The 16,875-nt window shown below is 61.3% G+C and carries 11 protein-coding genes and 1 tRNA gene; 5 read left to right on the top strand and 7 right to left on the bottom strand.

All coding sequences use genetic code 11. From position 1 onward, the window contains the following. Positions 1 to 101: 101 nt before the first annotated feature. Entirely contained in the window at positions 102 to 1,391 is a 1,290-nt protein-coding gene (locus M2332_RS03040) for a phospholipase D family protein (protein WP_264572918.1), read from the top strand. Between the two features lie 77 nt (positions 1,392 to 1,468). Here M2332_RS03040 and M2332_RS03035 read toward each other — a convergent pair whose 3' ends face one another. From M2332_RS03035 to M2332_RS03025, 3 genes are all read right to left on the bottom strand, one after another. Beyond that, positions 1,469 to 2,704, bottom strand: coding sequence for a hypothetical protein (locus M2332_RS03035; protein ID WP_264572917.1), 1,236 nt, complete (start codon positions 2,702 to 2,704; stop codon positions 1,469 to 1,471). Positions 2,705 to 3,039: 335 nt separating this feature from the next. Continuing rightward, positions 3,040 to 4,245 (bottom strand): DUF4143 domain-containing protein, encoded by a 1,206-nt coding sequence (locus M2332_RS03030; protein ID WP_264572916.1) that lies wholly within the window; start codon positions 4,243 to 4,245, stop codon positions 3,040 to 3,042. Next, positions 4,242 to 8,123: an NACHT domain-containing protein gene (locus M2332_RS03025; protein WP_264572915.1), complete on the bottom strand. Its 3,882-nt coding sequence runs from the start codon at positions 8,121 to 8,123 to the stop codon at positions 4,242 to 4,244. Before M2332_RS03025 ends, M2332_RS03030 begins: the two co-directional genes overlap by 4 nt. 480 nt (positions 8,124 to 8,603) lie before the next feature. On the opposite strand from M2332_RS03025, the gene M2332_RS03020 reads away from it, so the two are divergent. Genes M2332_RS03020 through M2332_RS03005 form a run of 4 tightly spaced genes read left to right on the top strand, consistent with a single transcriptional unit; the run spans position 8,604 to position 10,558 of the window. Further along, positions 8,604 to 9,128, top strand: a complete 525-nt coding sequence (locus M2332_RS03020; RefSeq protein ID WP_264572914.1) for a hypothetical protein — start codon at positions 8,604 to 8,606, stop codon at positions 9,126 to 9,128. 2 nt (positions 9,129 to 9,130) lie between these two features. Continuing rightward, positions 9,131 to 9,745 (top strand): hypothetical protein, encoded by a 615-nt coding sequence (locus M2332_RS03015; protein WP_264572913.1) that lies wholly within the window; start codon positions 9,131 to 9,133, stop codon positions 9,743 to 9,745. Between the two features lie 49 nt (positions 9,746 to 9,794). Continuing rightward, positions 9,795 to 10,064 (top strand): hypothetical protein, encoded by a 270-nt coding sequence (locus tag M2332_RS03010; RefSeq protein WP_264572912.1) that lies wholly within the window; start codon positions 9,795 to 9,797, stop codon positions 10,062 to 10,064. Beyond that, on the top strand, positions 10,061 to 10,558 hold the full coding sequence (locus tag M2332_RS03005; RefSeq protein WP_264572911.1) for a hypothetical protein: 498 nt from the start codon (positions 10,061 to 10,063) through the stop codon (positions 10,556 to 10,558). Before M2332_RS03010 ends, M2332_RS03005 begins: the two co-directional genes overlap by 4 nt. 43 nt (positions 10,559 to 10,601) lie before the next feature. Here the strand turns inward: M2332_RS03005 and M2332_RS03000 are convergent, their stop codons facing one another. The 4 genes from M2332_RS03000 to recJ all read right to left on the bottom strand — a co-directional run bounded on the left by M2332_RS03000 (position 10,602) and on the right by recJ (position 16,743). Further along, positions 10,602 to 12,449 carry a plasmid recombination protein gene (locus M2332_RS03000; protein WP_264572910.1) on the bottom strand — a complete coding sequence of 616 codons (1,848 nt, stop codon included), beginning with the start codon at positions 12,447 to 12,449 and terminating at the stop codon, positions 10,602 to 10,604. 356 nt (positions 12,450 to 12,805) lie between these two features. Further along, the gene (locus tag M2332_RS02995) at positions 12,806 to 14,743 is read right to left on the bottom strand and encodes a DUF6538 domain-containing protein (RefSeq protein ID WP_264572909.1); all 1,938 of its coding nucleotides are present in this window, start codon (positions 14,741 to 14,743) and stop codon (positions 12,806 to 12,808) included. Positions 14,744 to 14,842: 99 nt separating this feature from the next. After that, a tRNA-Glu gene (locus M2332_RS02990) sits at positions 14,843 to 14,917 on the bottom strand. A 77-nt stretch (positions 14,918 to 14,994) separates the two neighbouring features. Next, positions 14,995 to 16,743, bottom strand: coding sequence for a single-stranded-DNA-specific exonuclease RecJ (gene recJ / locus M2332_RS02985; RefSeq protein WP_264572908.1), 1,749 nt, complete (start codon positions 16,741 to 16,743; stop codon positions 14,995 to 14,997). Positions 16,744 to 16,875 lie beyond the last annotated feature (132 nt).

Genomic DNA, 16,875 nt, shown 5'->3' with positions numbered 1-16,875 from the left:
TCGGAGGCATTTCGATTCGAAAGGGCAAGCTTCCTAAAAGGTTCACCAGAGATTTACCGATATTCTCGATATACAGCGGAATGACGGTAGGAGAGATGAGCTTGAGTAAAACGAAAATTCGCGACGCCTACGGCAACTCCGCGCCCTCGGGCTATTCAATTGACTTCTTCAGACATGCGGGAGTGCAGGGATCAGAAGCTTTTCTGGCTAGCCCCTTCGTATCTACATATGAACCCGTCAGGCTCCTCACTGTACAGAACTGTAAGGTCAACTTGCTCGTTCGACTATGCTCCATCACGACGCCGGCAGCGCTACGCCAGATGCTCAAAGATCCGTTGGTGAGTGTTCGATACTATACTAGCCGAGAATTTCACGCAAAGCTGTATATCGTCGGGAACGTCGCGATGGTCGGTTCCGCAAATCTCACCGACGCCGGCTTGATGCGAAACCGAGAGGTATCCGTGGTGCTTCATAAGGGAAGAGACACCGGTTTCGATGAACTGCCTGGTCTTTTTAATCTATTCTGGGATCGCGCGGACGTCTTCACCGAAGAACTCTGCACGCAATACGAACTAGCGTTTCGTACTGTTGGAAATCCCGTCGAAGACTCCGATTTTCAGAAGCACATTGAACGCTTTGTCCCTCCTGCTTCGCCGCCAAGTGCGAAAGTCGGCAGTGACTTGGTTTCGAAGAAGCGGTCTTTCCTTCAGGCATTGCGCCGCAAGTATGAGGAGGAATTGATTCCAGCCTTTCAGGAAGTGCGAGATATCTTCGCGGCGGATGGCCGGCGGCGATCAGAGTTCCGCGAGGGAGATCCAGACATTGAGATTGGCCGCTTTCTCGGCTGGCTGCGTGTGACCCATGCGCCTGCCGACACATGGCACTCGACGCCCCTGACAGATCGCGAAGAACGGGGGCAACGTATCCGCCATTGGCTGGATATTTGGTTTGCCCAGGCGGAAACGGATGCTGGCGACATGGTTCGGGCCGATAGCGAGGTCGGCAACATTCAGCGCCTACGGGCAACATTGAGGTCTCCTGCTTCAATTGAGGCCGCGGAATATGATGAGATTTTTGACGCGCTGAGCGGCGTGCACGCGTTCAACGAACGCCTACGGTTCGTTGCAGGCGGCTTACGAGGCCTACGGCCGGAATTTCTTGCCCAAAATGGACTTCTCAGCATCAAGGAAACACTGACCTACCTTTTGCATGGCAACGGCACTCAACTCGAGCGCGCCTATGACTGCCTATTCGACGAAAACAGATCCTTGAGCGGCTTCGGTGAAGCCTGCATCATGGAGTTAATTGGTTGGATGGATACGGAACGACCGCCAATTAATGGCCGCACAATCAAGTCTCTGCGCTTTCTAGGCTTTGACGTGAAGGATTAAGATAGCTGACCAGGCCCACCTCAGTGAGTTAGCGATTTTCGAGATGGCTCAGGCCCACCTGGGATCCACTTTCGATCCTAAATTCCGTAGATAATCGATGCATAGCGGCGCACATCGTCGGGCGTCGCGTCGATGATCGCCTGAAGGTAGGCTATAAATTCTTCCCGGGAATTCAGGCTAAAGATCTTTGCCCGATATTTGAGCGCCCCCAGACATCGCTTGTCTTGAAGCAGTTGGGCGCACTCGATGTCGACAAACATTGCATCAACGTACGGTGCGTAGGAGGCAATCGCGGAAACGTCATTCAAGAAGCCTGCGGACGGCTTCTTTTTACGCCCATGAGCAAATTGGTCTGCGAGCGCCGCCAGCATGTAGGCCAGAATTTTTCCGTTAGGCTGCTCCTTGTTGCCATCCCAATCCCAAAATGCTCGCACGCGCGCTGTCAGTTCGCCGTCGGGCACACCGGCCCCCTTAAACAGCTCTCGGACGTATTGAAGCTCCCGGAACGCGGAGCCGTAGAAGAGTTCCGCCATCGCCATTAAATCGTGATTTTCGAGGCCTTTTTCAAATCTGCGTTGGGCCTCTCTAAGTCCTTCCAACCGACTTTCGTGATAGGCGTTCAACTCTTGCTTCAGGACGTCATCAAAACCCATTCCCTTGGCTATCCAGCGGTCTATGAGTTCGGACATCGCGAAGCCCGTCTTATCGCGTTGCTCTCTCGTTTCAGGCGCGAACCCGCTCCAGTCGAAGGGAACGCTGATCCTAATGTCGTTGAGCCATTCGTTGCGCTCATCATCGAGGATGTCATCGACGTCGAACTCCAAGCTTGGTCCTGCGCCACTCGCAAACGCCTCGGCAAATACCTCCATCTGATCGAGCTGGATTTCGTTCGTGCTGATGAAACTGATATCCCCTCCGATATGCTCTTGGGTGTCCCGTAACGCCTCGGCAAAGGGGCTAACGATCGTTTCGTCGTGGTGGACGTTTGAGTGTGGAAGAATGACTTGTTGGAGAAGGACCGCCTCGTTGATCAGGTCCGAGACTTTTGACCAAAATGCTGTGTGTTTGTCCTCACGCCGGGTTCGGGCACGAAGTTTGTGGAGTTCGCTGAAGCCGAATTGATCGAGATAGATGACCTTCTTTTCCAGTTCTGGCAAAATCTCGCTGTAGCTATACCGGCACTTCGTGCATCGCCAGCGCAAGGTATCGCCGCCTGCTGAAAGTATGCCCAAGCCTTCCGCCTCTTGGCATTTCGGACACTTCGAAAAGGGGGCGCGCTCCCATGTGAAAGGCTTCTTAGGTTTATCGATCATGCTGCCGAATATAGCCCATGCTCGGTGAGGATATATGCGGAAACTTAGCTGAGATCGAGCAATCGAGCGTGGATCCCGCGTGGAAAGCTCGGATCGTCGGCCGCGACGAAAGGTTAGCTTTGCGCTGACTTCAAACGTGCGATCGCTTCTTACGGCCGCCGATGAGCTGCCGTTCGTTCAGCCGTTGGACCGGGATGGATTATAAGTTAAATCTCCGGGAACCTGCGGGGTCCAGAGGTGCACAGGTGTTCGCGGGGGCGGTATCGGGGCCGTTGCGGACTGACGGGATTGGGCGATTGATGGCAAAAAGCGGTTTAGCCCAAGCATCTTGGCAACTACCTTTTCGCCCCGACGGCCGCTACGCGTCTCATGGCAGACCGCAGATCGAGCCGGTGAACGCGCTCCTCACAATACGATTCCGGGCCGGAATGGACCACGAACTGCTCGTCGATACCCAACAGGGCGCACGCCCGAAAGAAGCCCGGCTCAGCCCGTTTCGTCGGCCCGACCTTGAATTCGATCGCGATCCGCCGACCGGCCTGCGCGGGAAAATCGAGGATTAGATCGATCTCATCGAAGCCTTGCCCATTGTCGAACCGATAGAAATGCGCGCCGCTCTCTCTGCCAGCGGCGGCGATCAGTGCTTCGATCGCATAGCTTTCGAAGCTCGCCCCAATGGCCTTGGAGGCCTCGAGCTGATCGACTGTGATGATACCGAGCAGCGCATGAAGTATCCCGGTGTCGCGCACGAACACCTTGTCGACCAACTCATCAGGGTGCTCGACCGCCGCGACATTTGGGAGGCGGCGGATCAGCCCGAGCTTGTCGAGCGTGAAGATGGCCGATTTGAGCTCCGAGCGCTTGCCGAATTTGTTGATGGCCTCATCGACTTCAGCACTGTTGCGCTGCGCGAGCCACCGTAGAACGTCCTGTAATGGATAGGCCGGCGGGAGACCGCAGCGGCCATAGTCGCGTTCGAGCAAGGGCCCCAGCAACTGGCGGCGCCAAGCCAGACTGGCCTGATCGCTGGGCGCATTGAGACTCTCCGGAAAACCGCCGCGTAACCAGTGGCGATGGCGATCCAAAACCAATTGCGGCCCGGGCATTGCTGGGGCGGCAGCGGCAACGAGCGGTCCCATCGCAGCCGATAAGGAGGCGAAGCCATCCTCGATTTCATCAGGGCGCAGCGGCATGACATCGATTGTGTCGAAACCGCCGGCAAGTGTGTCACGCAGCGCGAAACTAGTCGCAAGATCGGCGGGGGCGGCCACATAGCGCGTCCGTGCGCCGGCAAGCCCCGCCGCCCGCACTGATACAACGAGGGCGCGGACGCCAGCCAGATCCAAGTGATCGAGGACGAGCACGCCGTCAGTTCCCAGTGCAACAGCCGAATCGCTGCACATAACGGCATCGGTGCGCCGTTGCATCCAGTCCGCGATCAGCTGGCTCCGTCCGACGCGCGGCAACCCTTGCACCAAGGTCATGGTCCGTTGCTCGACGGCGGCGTCGAGCTGTGCTTGCAGAGCAAGGCGCCCGGTCATGCCGGTCGGGTCATGTCGAGAACGATGATCTCGGTCCGCCCGTCGCCAGTACTGGCACTCAGCCCGACTAAGGCGTCGCGTAAGGCTTGGGCACTATGGGGCGCGGCCATGCCGACCGGCGGTGCCTTGGGTGGTTTCGAGGTGTTGGGACCGAACCACAGGACAAGGTAGATGCCCCGTTCGGCGCGGTGGTCGGTGGTGTAAAGCAAGTCGAGCTGCCGATCGGCGGCCGTCCAGAGGTCACGATGCCATTGGCCCTTGATCTCAATCGGGATCATCATGTCGCCAAGCAGGCAAAGAACATCGCATCGTTTGGCGTCGGCCAGATGCCCTTCGGGGAGTGCCTTGATGCCGAACGGGAGCCTGCCAAGCATTTTGATGATGGTGTCACGGCAATGCTCCTCGACCGCGGGCGCACCGTCGTCGAAGAAGTCGCGATACCAATTGATATCGCTGCCCGTGATCTTGGCTTGCACGTGGGCAAGCTCGTCGACCAACACGGCGAGGAATTGGGCGGCAGTCGTCGGGGTCCGGTCGGCGATGACCGACACCACCGTCTCGAGAGTCGGTGACCGCCATTCGGCTTCCACGCGCTTCCGCTTCTGCTCGGCGACCGCAATGCGCAGCACATCCGTGTAGCCGTCGACCGGCGCATCGCGCAGTTCGACCAAGGCCGCGGTCGCCGCCGGGGAGGGAATATCGCCGAGGCGATTGATAAGAGCCGTCAAATAGTCAGTGGCATCCCATGCGTTGGTGTCACCTGTCGTGACCGAGTTCGGCCGCCGCACCACAGGATACATCGACCGGAACGTGGCGATCGCCCAAGCCAGCTGCTCGACGTCAAGTCGGGCATGCGGCGCACCGTGACGGCGATCGCCGAGCCGGGCCCGCAAGTGCCAAAAGAGCGCGGGTTCGATGCCGAGGCCGGCAGCGAGCGACCGCAAGGTCTCGGCGAAATCAACAATGATCCCGACCGCGTCCCAGGTTCTTCGGCGTTCGTCGCTGGGATCCGCGGCTCGGCGCTCGCGGACAATCGCGCGGAGCACTGCTCGGCCCTCATCGGTGCCGAGCAATCGATCGAGTAGCTCGGCCTCGGCCTCGGCGGACATTTGTGGGAAGCGCACGATCCAGTCGCTGGCAAACGCGTCCGCAAACGAGCTATTCTCCTCGCCTCGCATGAGCTCATAAAGACCATCAACATGCTGGAGACGCGCGGCGAGCTGGGGCTCCAAGAACTGCCGCAGCGCGGCTTCATATGCGCCACGCTTGCGCAGTTCATCGGCGAGACAAGCGTCGAGACCGGTCAAGCCGGCATGATCGTCCAGCCGGGTATGCCGTACCTCGAACAGGCCGGCCATCAGACGTTCGTCGGGCAAGTCGTCGAACCCGCGCTCGGTGCGCTGCCGCTCAGCAAGCGCAGCGATAATGATGTCGCCAGCTCCCCAGCGCCGACCCTCCGCGTGACTCTCCACGATATCGCTAGCGCTCGGCTGCGGCGGATCGAGCTTCAGGAAGGCGTCGAACCCGTCGAGCGCCGCGTCGCGAAGATCGGGGCCGAGCCATCCGAGCAAGCGAGTGGGGCCATCCGCCGCCTGGTCACCCATGTCCTGAAACAGCTTAAGGTAGGCTTTGGCGGGGTTGATCACATACCCATAGTCGCCACGCCGCATCTCTTCGATGTGCGCGGCAAAGTTAACTCGATGCTCTTCCCAGGCGGCGTCGCGCTCGGCTTGGCGGACACGTGCGCGCTCCTCCTGCTTGATTTGCCATTCCGGCACGACATGCTTGGCGAGCCCTGCAAGCCACAGCGCCGCTTCGGTGTCGCCAGCGGCGAAGCGCGCAGCGGCAGCGCGAACCGCTGCGCCGTGCTCGGGACCTTGCCGCGCGATAGTGACGATATCGCGCCAGCGGTCATCGTCATCGTCTAAGAGGTTGAGAAGCGCGCAGACATCCGCCTCGCCCGGATGGAGTCCGGCAGAGCGTTCGCTCAGCCGCCAAGATCGGTGCCAGGGGGTCTTGTCGCCGGGAAGATCGAGCAGCACGTGACGCTGCAAACCGCGGCGCAGCTGCTCGTTGCCCTCGAAAATGGCCGCGACTACCTGCCGCGTTTCGCGTTGATAGCCGGAGCTCTCTTCAAAAGGTTCGAGCCACGACCACAGTTCTGAAATGTCCGATAAAGGCAGGGTAAGACGCCGTGCCAGCAAGGCGTACATCAGGTCCGAAATCGCACCATCGTCGGGACGCTCGTGCGGTCGCCCCATGGCGCGCGCCATCTTGGCAATCTCCGTGATGAGCACATCCAGGCGGTCGTTCGGCAAATCGCGTTCGAGCGACAAGAACACGCCGACCGTGCGCTCGGTCCGGTCGAACTGCGCGCGCACCGTGTCGAGCAACAACCTATCGCCGAAGCGATCGTAGCCGATCTCGTGCATAAGCTCGCTAACCAGCCGGACGCTGTCGTCGGTGCGCTGCTCCAAGAGCTGTTCGAAGATCCTGGGCCAATCAACCGCGATATCCGCCTCGACCAGGCGATCGCACGCTTCGCTTCGTGCGGCGAAGAAACTGTCAGGCGACAACAGCAGGCTCACCAGTTCGGTTTGCAGCTGGTCGACTAGCGGCGACCGCTTTAGCGCCTGCAGCACGAGCAGGCGTAGACCGAACTCGATGCGCGGGCCAGCGATGGCGTCGCGGATTTCGGGAAGAAGTTCCGGTTGGACGAGCCCACCGGTGCGATAGTCTGACCAGTCGCGAAAGCGGGGATTGGTTTCGGAGAGGCGACGCAAGGCGGCGAACAGGGCCCGGCCTTGCGGGGGCGTCAGCGTATCGGCGTCCCCATACTCGATGACGCCCATCGGATCGACGGCGATGACCTGTTCAGCGAGCGTCGCCGAATGCCAGGCGAGCCAGGCGTGAAGACCGCGCAGACTCGCAGGCACGAGCGACTGGCCGTTGAACAGTTCGAGGAGGCGGCGCTGCTTGCGGGGTGTGTCCGCTTGCCGGGCAAGCCAGCGAGCGCCCAGAAACTCACCGATAGCGCGGTGATCATAGCTGAACCGATCGTCGGGCAGGCCCGCGAACAAGCGTGATCCGAGAATGTCGGGGAGCGCGCCGGCGCCGGGCAGGCCCGCGGCTTCTGCCAGCGGTATGTCGCCATCGGCGACCTGAACCCGGCGCGAGATCGCCTCCTTTCCGGTCAGGATCCTCGCGGCGAACGCGGCACCCGCGGCGTCAAGCACCTCGGATTCGGAAAGCAGTGCGAAGGGCGTGTTGGCCTTCTCCTCGCGATGCTCGGATCGCATCAACTTGGTCGCCGCGGCAAAGAGCGCGCCCTTGGACGTGGGTAACCTCCCCGTCGCCACGACGTCAGCGACCAGGTTGAGCGTTTGCGGATTGCGCCAGAGCCCGCCAAGGCCCCGATCCTCCAGATTGTCTATCGCGCTATTTGCAGCGTCCGCGCCTACAATCGCGGTCAAATAGCTGGTCGCGTCCTCGCGTGTCAGCGGGTCCAGGTGCAGTTCGAGCGGCGCCGTTTCGTAGAAATCAGTGATGCCCTGAAGCGCGGTTGCCTTCCGCCAGTCGGCCACGCGGCATGACAGGATGAAACGCGGGAGCGCCAGTTCGGCAAGGCGACGCAGCACCAGATCAACGGCATCCCCGTCAAGGCGGGCCGATACCTCATCCAGCGCGTCTATGACGAGGGTCGTCGCCTTGCCCATGAGCGCGAGGGGGGCCGGAGCATTGATCAACTTGCGCGCCGTGCAGACCTTGAAACCATCGACGCCATCGAGCTGCTGCAAGAGCGTCGACTTGCCCATGCCGGCCTCACCCAGAACGATGAGCGAGCGCGGATCGTCTCGCAGAATTTCCTGCCCGACCATGACGATATCACGCCGACCTTGATACCATAGTTGACGGCGAAGAAGCGGTGCTAGCATCCCTCAGACCTGCCCCAACTCGCTTCTGACTCACAAGTGCTGATACGCTCATCCTGTAAGTTAAGGACTGTAGTCAGTACTCCCAAGCTGAAGGAACGTCGGTTTCAGGCGATTTTCAATCCTGAAGCGGAATAGCCGGATTGTCCGACTGACCAGTCATTCACAGCTTCCGGCCGCAGTCTTTGCGGCACTGGATCGGGTGCCGCGCCTCGAATGATGCCAACTGGCGCTAACGGGCCGGCACAGTGGCTTCCTGACCTGATCATCCGCAGCCGAGAGCGCAGAAGCCGCGGCGCGCCGCGCCTCGTGCAGGTGAAGGAAGGATCAAGAGAAAGGAAGTGCTCAGTCAGGTTGAGCAGTGAAATGAAAATATCCTGTGGAACGCGCTCCGCTCGACCGGCGCGAACCGCTCAAGGATCAAGCATGTACCAGTCCCAAATTGATTACTTCGGAACCACCAAGCAGCTGCTGCCGCAGGTGGGCAATGTTGCCAAAACGCAGATCGTTGCGTTGGCGAAATGGATCGACAGCCCAATTGATAACTCTGCTCAAGGCAGGATGCTCGCGCATGCCGGTTGCTTGTATCTGCCGCTCGCTGGCCTTGCGGTTACCGCTACAAACTGCGCGCCACCGCTGGTTCGGACGGAAGCAGATCGGATCGGTCGAATGCTCCTGTGCGACATGATCTTGCTCCGTTGTGGCGCAGAACAGGGCGGTACGCTTGAGATCAAGCTTGCTCATCAGGAAAGCTGGTTGGCTGGCTACCTGCCCTGGTCTTGCGAGGAAAGTCTGTGGTTCATTCCTTGCCAGCCAGACTATCCGCTGTTCGAGGTAGCGGGCGGACTGTTCGAGCGCTCTCTCGTGCCGTTCTCGAGTGCTGCTGGTCGGTCGCATGGCATTGAGCGGGCATTTCGGGCCCTAGCCGGCCTCGCACGCAGGAGCATCTGACCATGGCGCGGACTGATATTCACCCGAAGCGCCCGGCGCCTGCCGGCCTCGATTTCGTACCTGTCGAAGGGGGACCGGATTGTCTGACGTTTGGGGTTGTTCGCCGCCAGATCGGTAATGGCCCCATTCATACCACCCACGAGGCGATCCTGCGCCGGCTGTGCCCGGGCGGCCGTGCCAAGCCTGCTGAGCCATGGCGCCCCAGCTGCTACCGCCATGACGTGCTCCTGCCGCCAAAGGCACCCGACGAATGCTTCAATCCCAAGGTTCTCTGCGACCTTTATGAGAAGCAATCCTTCGGCAAGATCAAGGATTTGGTGGTGATGGCGACCCTCCGATTCTACTCACCCGATCGTCTGGCCCACGAATGGGAGGCAGTTCGCGCCTTTGCTCATGAGCGTCTCTGCAATGAGCGCCATCTTGCAGTCGTGGCCGTCATGCATCTGCCGGTATTGGTAGGGTCGACCAATCCGCCGCATATGCACCTGATGATCCCGGCGAGGGAGCTTCACAGCTTCGGGTTCGGCGAACTGGTGCGTCCCCTCGCGACCGATCGGGGCAAGCAGATTTTGACCGACGAGCTAGCCGAATGGCTGCCCGGCTTCTCCGCTGACTAACACATAAATTGGGCCGGGTCCGTCCGGCCACTCATTAAGGAATACAAATATGCTTATCGTTCGCGCCGAAATCTGGCCCGGCGGCGATGGTCGCTTGTGCTATCCCATCGGCGAAATTGTGGCGGCCAATGAGAGCGACCTTGCTTCCGTGAGCGCCTATTCTGGCGCAGTCGTCCAGGATGCTGCCACCGCAATTGGCGTTGCACCGTGGCGAAAGGAGTTCACGCTGACCGGTCATCGCCGTGAGAGCGGTGTCTGGCCGCTGGTGGCCGCCATCCTTCAGCATGTTCTCGCTGAAGAACAGGAAGGGCGTTCATGACTGACGACACCAGCCGGCCTATCTCCGAACACGTCGTCCGCCATCTCGCGGGCCGAGGTAACGCCGAGATCGACCGGATGCAGGATCTCATCCATCGTGCTCGCGCGTTGCTTGAGAATGGAGAACTCTCCGACGCGGACATCACCACTTACTGGTGGGAGCTCGACAGAGCCATTGCGTCCGACCACTCGGTGCAGATCTGGGTGACCTACATATCCGATTATGCCACCGGCGCAGGCCTCACCAGTCAGATCTATGTCGCCCGGGCGCACAGTGAAGCCGACTTCAGGCGGCAGCTCTCCTGGCAGTTTAATCGTAATGTCGCCCACTATGCGGTCGTGGCGCAAGGCGAAGGTGCCCTTGATGAGATCGCGCCTGGGGCGTCCTCGCTCCTGGCGCCGGCTATCCGGGAAAGGCTCGTTCGCATTGAGGAAGGAGAGGACCGGCCAGCAGCGTTCAGCGTCCTGGTGCAGGTCCATGCCAACTATGCCTGAAGAAAAAGGCCTATTCCTGAATATCTGGCCTGAATCGGATAGTTTACCGGGACGCGCCTCCGCGCCCCGGCAGCGTAAAGCCGGGCGGCAGGTCATCGGTGGTAAGGCCTTCAGCGACGCTTATGGCTGAGTTAACTGCAGGGGATCGTTCGCTCGAGGGAATGTGATCCCACAATTTGCGGAATTGCATTGCATGCGCGAGAGTGCGCTGAAGCAGCGATGCCTTTTCGTCGAAGAGGTCTTCGTTTCCGCGTAGAATTGCATCGCGTTCTTCGACGTTCTTTATTCGTTGATCGAGCAGCGCGGCGCGATCAGCGACGGACCGTACTCCTGCGATGATCCTCTCTATGCCACTCTTCAACCAGCTCGGGGCCTCTTTAAGGGCTACCGTCTCTTGTTCAGTCACTCCGATGAGGCGAATATCTGACCCCGCCTTTTCGATGGAAAGCCCGCCGCTGGGATCCAAGGCCTTTTCCAGAACGCTGAGTTGCACGCGGTGCCGATCTTGTTCCAAATTCAAAGCTTCACGGTCATTCTGAACTTTTTCCGCATCAGCCTCGCGGACGGCAAGCCGCGTAATCCGCTTGGCAAGAGCTTCAATCCCGCCGGGTAGCCAGGCCCAGTTACCTCGCACGCCATTCCAGTCCGAGGCATCAAGACCCCGTACCTGTGGCTTGCCGTCTTGATGAAAGAGTTCGACCGGACTTGTCGGCTCAAGCGCTCTCGCGATGAACCGCATTTGATCACGGTGCGTGTCGCTTTCGCGAGCGAGGGCATTCGCTCGCCCCTCTAGCGCCTTCTTTTCCGCGGCCAGTTTCTCCTCATCTTTCGCCAACACGCTACGGATGCGCTCGTTCTCTTCCTCCAAACTGCGAGAACGAGCGACGGCTGCCTCAGCGATATCGCGTTCAAGCTTTGCGGCCAATCGGTCGGCTTCCGCCTCTTCGGCCTTCGCCGCGGCATCTTTTTTCAGATCGGCGGTGCGCCTCTCGTGATCTGCAGCGCGATTTCGCGAACGTTCCGCTTCCTCGTGCAGATGCTGTCGTTGCTCGCGCGCGTCCTTTTCCGCAAGGCTCGCACGGCCCGTCTGACGATTGCGACGGGCGCGGCGCTCCGCCTCCGTCATGTCACTGCCTCTCGCGCCCCGGACCAGACCGTAAGGTTTGCAGACTTCAGCCCATTGGTCGTGGTTCTTTTCCAATTTGCTAGAGAGCCCTCGGATGCTCGAGACATCCAGGCTCCACTTCAGCACCAGAGGACGGGCGTCCTCCAACGGCTTGCCTTGCTCGTCCCGGGGCGTGGCTTTTGGCTTCCGTCCCCGCTTGGCGTGAGCGCGATGCACGAGCGGCATGGAGATGACGTGGACGTGCGGAGATTCTTCATCCAGATGCAGCGAACACGACACGAGGAGGGAGCCGTGTTTACGCCGGGCAAGTGCAAGTGCAGCCTGAACGACTGGATCGTTCATGACGTCGTCTACCGGTTTCAGCTTCCAGTCGCCGTTGCGATTCCAGTATTCTGGGGAGGCGCCGTAGACATCCTCACAGGCAATGGTCCCGCCCTTGCGAATTTTCACCGGCACGGCGTGCTCACGGAGAACATCCTTGACTCGGTCGACATAGGATCCGCTCCGCTCGTCGAGCAGCTCGACTGGCTGTGGTGCGTCCTTACGGGCGTTAGGCGTGTTCTTGGTCCGGGTATTGTGGCCCTGCGCGGCCTCAACCCTTGCCCAGCTTTTCAGATTGCTGTGGCTGAGCGTGGCGAATCCGAGCAGCGGGCGACCATCCGTGCCTGCAGGGAGTCTACCCATCCGATCCCGCATCACTGGCTCACGCCGACCGGCGCTGGTCGCATGCACTCCATCGCCATTTATCCCCTGATCAAAATCCATGCTCATGCCCTTTGCGGGTATATGGTATCAGGCGAGCCACCCGCCCCGAAAGGGGACGGGTGAAATGTTTATTACAGCGAAGCGTAAAAACATTTCACCCGGGAAAGGTTTTTTCGCGTTCGCGAAATAAACCCCGGGCAAGGGCGCTGCACCCCTGGACCCCGCAGGCACCCGGCAAGGGCCGGCTGCGCATCCCGCCAAGGGGCGCGATGCATGACGCTTGCCGGCGTTTCCGCCGGCCACCATCCCGTGACTGCCACGGGCGCGCCGGGGACGCCGGCGCGAAGGTTCAGGAAGAAATGGCAGCGGGTCGCCGCTATATGAGGAAAGAAGTGCAGTGGCAGCGATGTTGCCGGTCACTTGGCCTTCGCCCGTTCGACCGCCGCCATCAGCCGATCCCAGTCGATGAATTCCAGGTCCAGCTTCTCCAGTTCCTTCGCTGCGTGATGGAGAGGCGCGCCCAGTCCGTACAGCCGACCACGGGCATGGCCCATGATCTTCTTAGAGACCTCTACGGAGATGTTGACTTCGGACCGGTCGGCGAACTCGTGGCGCAGCGAATGGAAGACGTATCGCCGGTCATCGACCACCATTTTATCGAGGTAGCCGTTGACGTGCTCGCTCAGCTTCTTGCTGCCGCCCTTGGGAAGATCGAATAGATGCGTCGCATTATTCTTCTCACGGGCGCGGACGTAGTCAAGGAAGCCCAGTTCAAGGAGCTTCGGATGCACGAGGATGACTCGCCTGGAATCCTCATTCTTTGCGTCCAGGACGAAGATACCGACGATCGTCTCGCCATCTGGCCCCAGGCCTTCCTCCACGTCGGTCACCAGGGCCTCCGCCACCTCGGACAGACGGTGGCCGGAAGTCGCCCCGAACAGAAAGCTCCAATACAGCGCGTCCTGGAACACATAAGGTCCGACGCGCGTTCGCTTGAGGCCGGCCCTGCCTTCACAGCCCGTAAATAGGGGGCTTTCGAAAAGCTCCTTCATCATGCTGGGCTTGAGCGGGAAGACCTTCCGTTTTTTGGAATATCCGTCAACGGGGATCTTGTCAGCGGGGTTAGTCACGATCCATCGTTCGGATAAGACCGCGCTGAAAATCGCGCTGAGACCACCGATGTCCTTCTTGACGGACTGGGGCGAAAGGCGGCGCGGGGTAGGCAGCTCGACGCCCTTCTTCTCGGCCTCAGCTTCACGCTTGAGCTCCTCAGCGTGAAGCCGCTCCACATGGTCGCGCAGGGTCGTGCCGCTCGCCCTAACGGCCGGCAGGCTGATGCCGGCGGGCATTGTCGTCAGGAAGTCGCGATAGTCGAAGAGGTCATCGGGCGTGATCTGCGCAACGTGCTTGTCGCCAAAGAGATCGACGAACCGCTCGACTGAGCGGGTCGTCTCGGTAACGGCGCTTTCGCCGGGCGCCATGCTTTCCTTCCACCTCTGGAGGGCCGCTGTCAGGGTGTGGGTCGACTGGTAGCGGCGCCCGACGTTGTGCCAGTCACTAGCCGAGGCCACCACCTCCGACGGGACGGAGGCGATGACCGGTGCGCTGGTGGTTGCGGTCGGCCGCTCGCTTGGGGCGGCCGGCTCCTCGAGCAATCGCTCATCCCACTGGCTCGACCGGAAAGTCATGATCCGCTCAACCAGACTCTCGGCGACCGCTTCGTACAGCGCACCCTGATGGCCGATGGTCGTGCCGGTGAATTCCTCGGCCATCAGCACTTCTAGCCTCAGGACGCCCCAGCGCCGGCTTTGCTGCAGAAACCGAATCGCGGCGTTGTAGCCCGCACCGAAAGTATGTGGGTTCCAGTGCAGGAGGAGCATCTCCCTGACCAGGGCAGGCCGCGCTTCCTCGGGGACAATATCCCCATCCTCATCGAAAGCGTCTTCGAACCAGTTATCATCGTCGGGCACGCCGCCGAAGATCTGGCTGAGCTCGTACTCGAGATAAGCGTGCGGCCCCCACGACACCATGAGGCGGTATGCGATTGCACGTTTAAGTGCGTGGATCGCGCCATCGATATCGCCATATTGCTTGTCCGCGATCGTCCGAATGAAGCGGTCGACGATTTGGGGCGCTGCCGCGAGGCGTTCGCCTGCGATCTCGTCGCGCATGTCGCGGAAGCGCTGTTTCCATTCGAGCTTTAGCTGGGTCGCCTTCGCGATCGCTTCGTCAGGATCGGTGGTCCCGAGTGAGCCGACGATTTCGGTTTTCCCTATCCGGTCCTGAAGATCCTTCGGAACGGGCATGCGAAAGCGGGGGAATCGGCTCTTTTTGATCCTCTGGATATGCGACACGCGAAATCTCATTATGTACCACCGATATGTACTACCGGGCGGTGTCAAAGCTCTTGATTTCGTGCTAAGCTCGCAGAGTTAAAGCATTCTTACGAATGCTGGTGACCCCTACGGGAATCGAACCCGTGTTTCAGCCGTGAGAGGGCCGCGTCCTGACCGCTAGACGAAGGGGCCACTGAGCGAGCGATGTGTGTCGCTGCCGTGAGAGGGCGCCTTTACGGGCATGGTCTGGCGCGGTCAAGGCCATTTGCTCAGGCGATGGCAAGATCCTCGATATGCAGCTCCGCGGCGGGACGGGGCCCCCAGTCGTCGATCTTTGCGCGACCGGCGAGCCAGAAGCGCGTGCCGGCGCGGGAGGAGAGCAGCATCTGCCCAAGCTCGGTCTCGGCCTGACGGAAGGCCATGGCCTTGAGCGAGCGGCCATCCTCGCCCGCCACGATGGCGCGGACATGGCTCGTCCCGACGATATCGGCGCGCACGACGCGCACCGGCCCCAGCGCGACACGGGGGGCGGGCCAGCCATTGCCGAAGGGGCCGGCCTGCTCCATCGACTGGATCAGCTCCGGTGTCAGTCCTGCCGGCGCCACCAGCAGGTCGATGAGGAGGGCGCGGGCGGTGGCGGCGCGGACGACATCCTCGCGCAGCCGCTCCTCCAGAAACTCCGCCAATGCGGTCACCTGCTCCCGGCGAACGGTCAGCCCGGCCGCCATGGCATGCCCGCCGCCTGCCACGAGCAGGCCGTGGTCCTTGGCGGCCAGAATGGCAGCGCCCAGATCGACACCGGTAATGGAGCGTCCCGAGCCCTTGCCGAGGCCGTCCTCGTCAATGGCGATGACGATGGCCGGGCGGGTGATCTTTTCCTTCAGGCGCCCGGCCACGATGCCGATGACGCCGGGATGCCACAGATCGCCGGCGATCACGGCGACGGAGCGCTCGCCCAGCTCTGCGAGAAGGGCTTCGGCTTCCTCTTGCACGGTCGCCTCGATCGCGCGTCGCTCCTGATTGAGCTGATCGAGCTCCGCGGCGAGCATGGCGGCTTCGTCGGGGTCGGCGGTGGTGAGCAGGCGCACGCCCAGATCCGAGCGGCCCACGCGTCCGCCGGCATTGATGCGGGGTCCCAGGGCAAAGCCGAGGTCCGAGCATTGCGGGGCACGCTCCAGCCGGCTTGCGGAAAGCAATGCGTTGAGGCCGATATTGCCGCGCCGTGCCATCGTCTTGAGCCCCTGGGCGACAAAGGCGCGGTTGAGGCCCCGAATGGGCGCCACATCTGCGACAGTCCCCAGCGCGACCAGATCGAGCAGGTCCAGCAAGCGCGGTTCCGGACGGGCGGCGAACCACCCTCGCGCGCGCAAGGTGCGGACCAGCGCGGCACCGAGCAGGAAGGCAACGCCGACCGCGGCGAGATGGCCGTGGCTGGCGGCCTCATCGGCCTCATCGAGCCGATTGGGGTTGACCAGCGCAAGGGCAGGGGGGAGCGAGGCGGCGCATTTGTGATGATCGACGACGATGACATCCAGCCCCACGGAGCGTGCAGCCTCCAACGCGGCAAAGGCCTGCGCGCCGCAATCGACCGTGACGACAAGGCTGGCACCGCTGCGTGCCAGCGCTACCAGCGCCTCACCGGATGGGCCATAGCCCTCCATCAGTCGGTCGGGGATGTAAACGCCGGCATCGAGCCCGAGTTCGCGCAGCAGCCGGACGAGCAGTGCTGCGCTCGTCGCGCCGTCCACGTCATAATCGCCGAAGATGGTGACCGATTCCCGGTCGATGACGGCCGCGGCGAGCCGCTCGGCGGCGCGATCCATATCCTGGAAGATTGACGGATCGGGGAGGAAGCTGCGGATGGTCGGCGCCCGCTCGCGCTCCAGGCTGTCATGCGGGCACCCCCGCGCGCGCAGCAGATCGTCCACGAGATTGCTGCCGCTGCCGCAGGGCTCAGGTCCGCGCCAACGCCATGCACGGCCGGTGAGCGATCGATCGATATCCAGAGCAAAGCGCATGGCGGCACCATAGCCGAGCTTGTGGGGGAAAGGATAGGAGCGTCGTGATAGGGGCGGGTTAGTCTTCGCCGCTCGTGCTGGGCAGGGTCTAGGTGCGCCGCAGGCGCGTAGCGAGGAGCCGTATCGAAGCAT

Source organism: Sphingobium sp. B11D3A, from assembly GCF_025961695.1.
Classification (GTDB): domain Bacteria; phylum Pseudomonadota; class Alphaproteobacteria; order Sphingomonadales; family Sphingomonadaceae; genus Sphingobium.
The sequence above is the reverse complement of the archived record's forward strand: the minus strand, read 5'-3'. Positions and strand labels throughout refer to the sequence as shown.

Coding starts and splice junctions, on each gene's coding strand:
- M2332_RS03025 (WP_264572915.1), bottom strand. CDS start 8,123: ATGGTCGGGCAGGAAATTCTGCGAGACGATCCGCGCTCGCTCATCGTT.
- M2332_RS03010 (WP_264572912.1), top strand. CDS start 9,795: ATGCTTATCGTTCGCGCCGAAATCTGGCCCGGCGGCGATGGTCGCTTG.
- M2332_RS03035 (WP_264572917.1), bottom strand. CDS start 2,704: ATGATCGATAAACCTAAGAAGCCTTTCACATGGGAGCGCGCCCCCTTT.
- M2332_RS03030 (WP_264572916.1), bottom strand. CDS start 4,245: ATGACCGGGCGCCTTGCTCTGCAAGCACAGCTCGACGCCGCCGTCGAG.
- M2332_RS03005 (WP_264572911.1), top strand. CDS start 10,061: ATGACTGACGACACCAGCCGGCCTATCTCCGAACACGTCGTCCGCCAT.
- recJ (WP_264572908.1), bottom strand. CDS start 16,743: ATGCGCTTTGCTCTGGATATCGATCGATCGCTCACCGGCCGTGCATGG.
- M2332_RS03020 (WP_264572914.1), top strand. CDS start 8,604: ATGTACCAGTCCCAAATTGATTACTTCGGAACCACCAAGCAGCTGCTG.
- M2332_RS03000 (WP_264572910.1), bottom strand. CDS start 12,449: ATGGATTTTGATCAGGGGATAAATGGCGATGGAGTGCATGCGACCAGC.
- M2332_RS03015 (WP_264572913.1), top strand. CDS start 9,131: ATGGCGCGGACTGATATTCACCCGAAGCGCCCGGCGCCTGCCGGCCTC.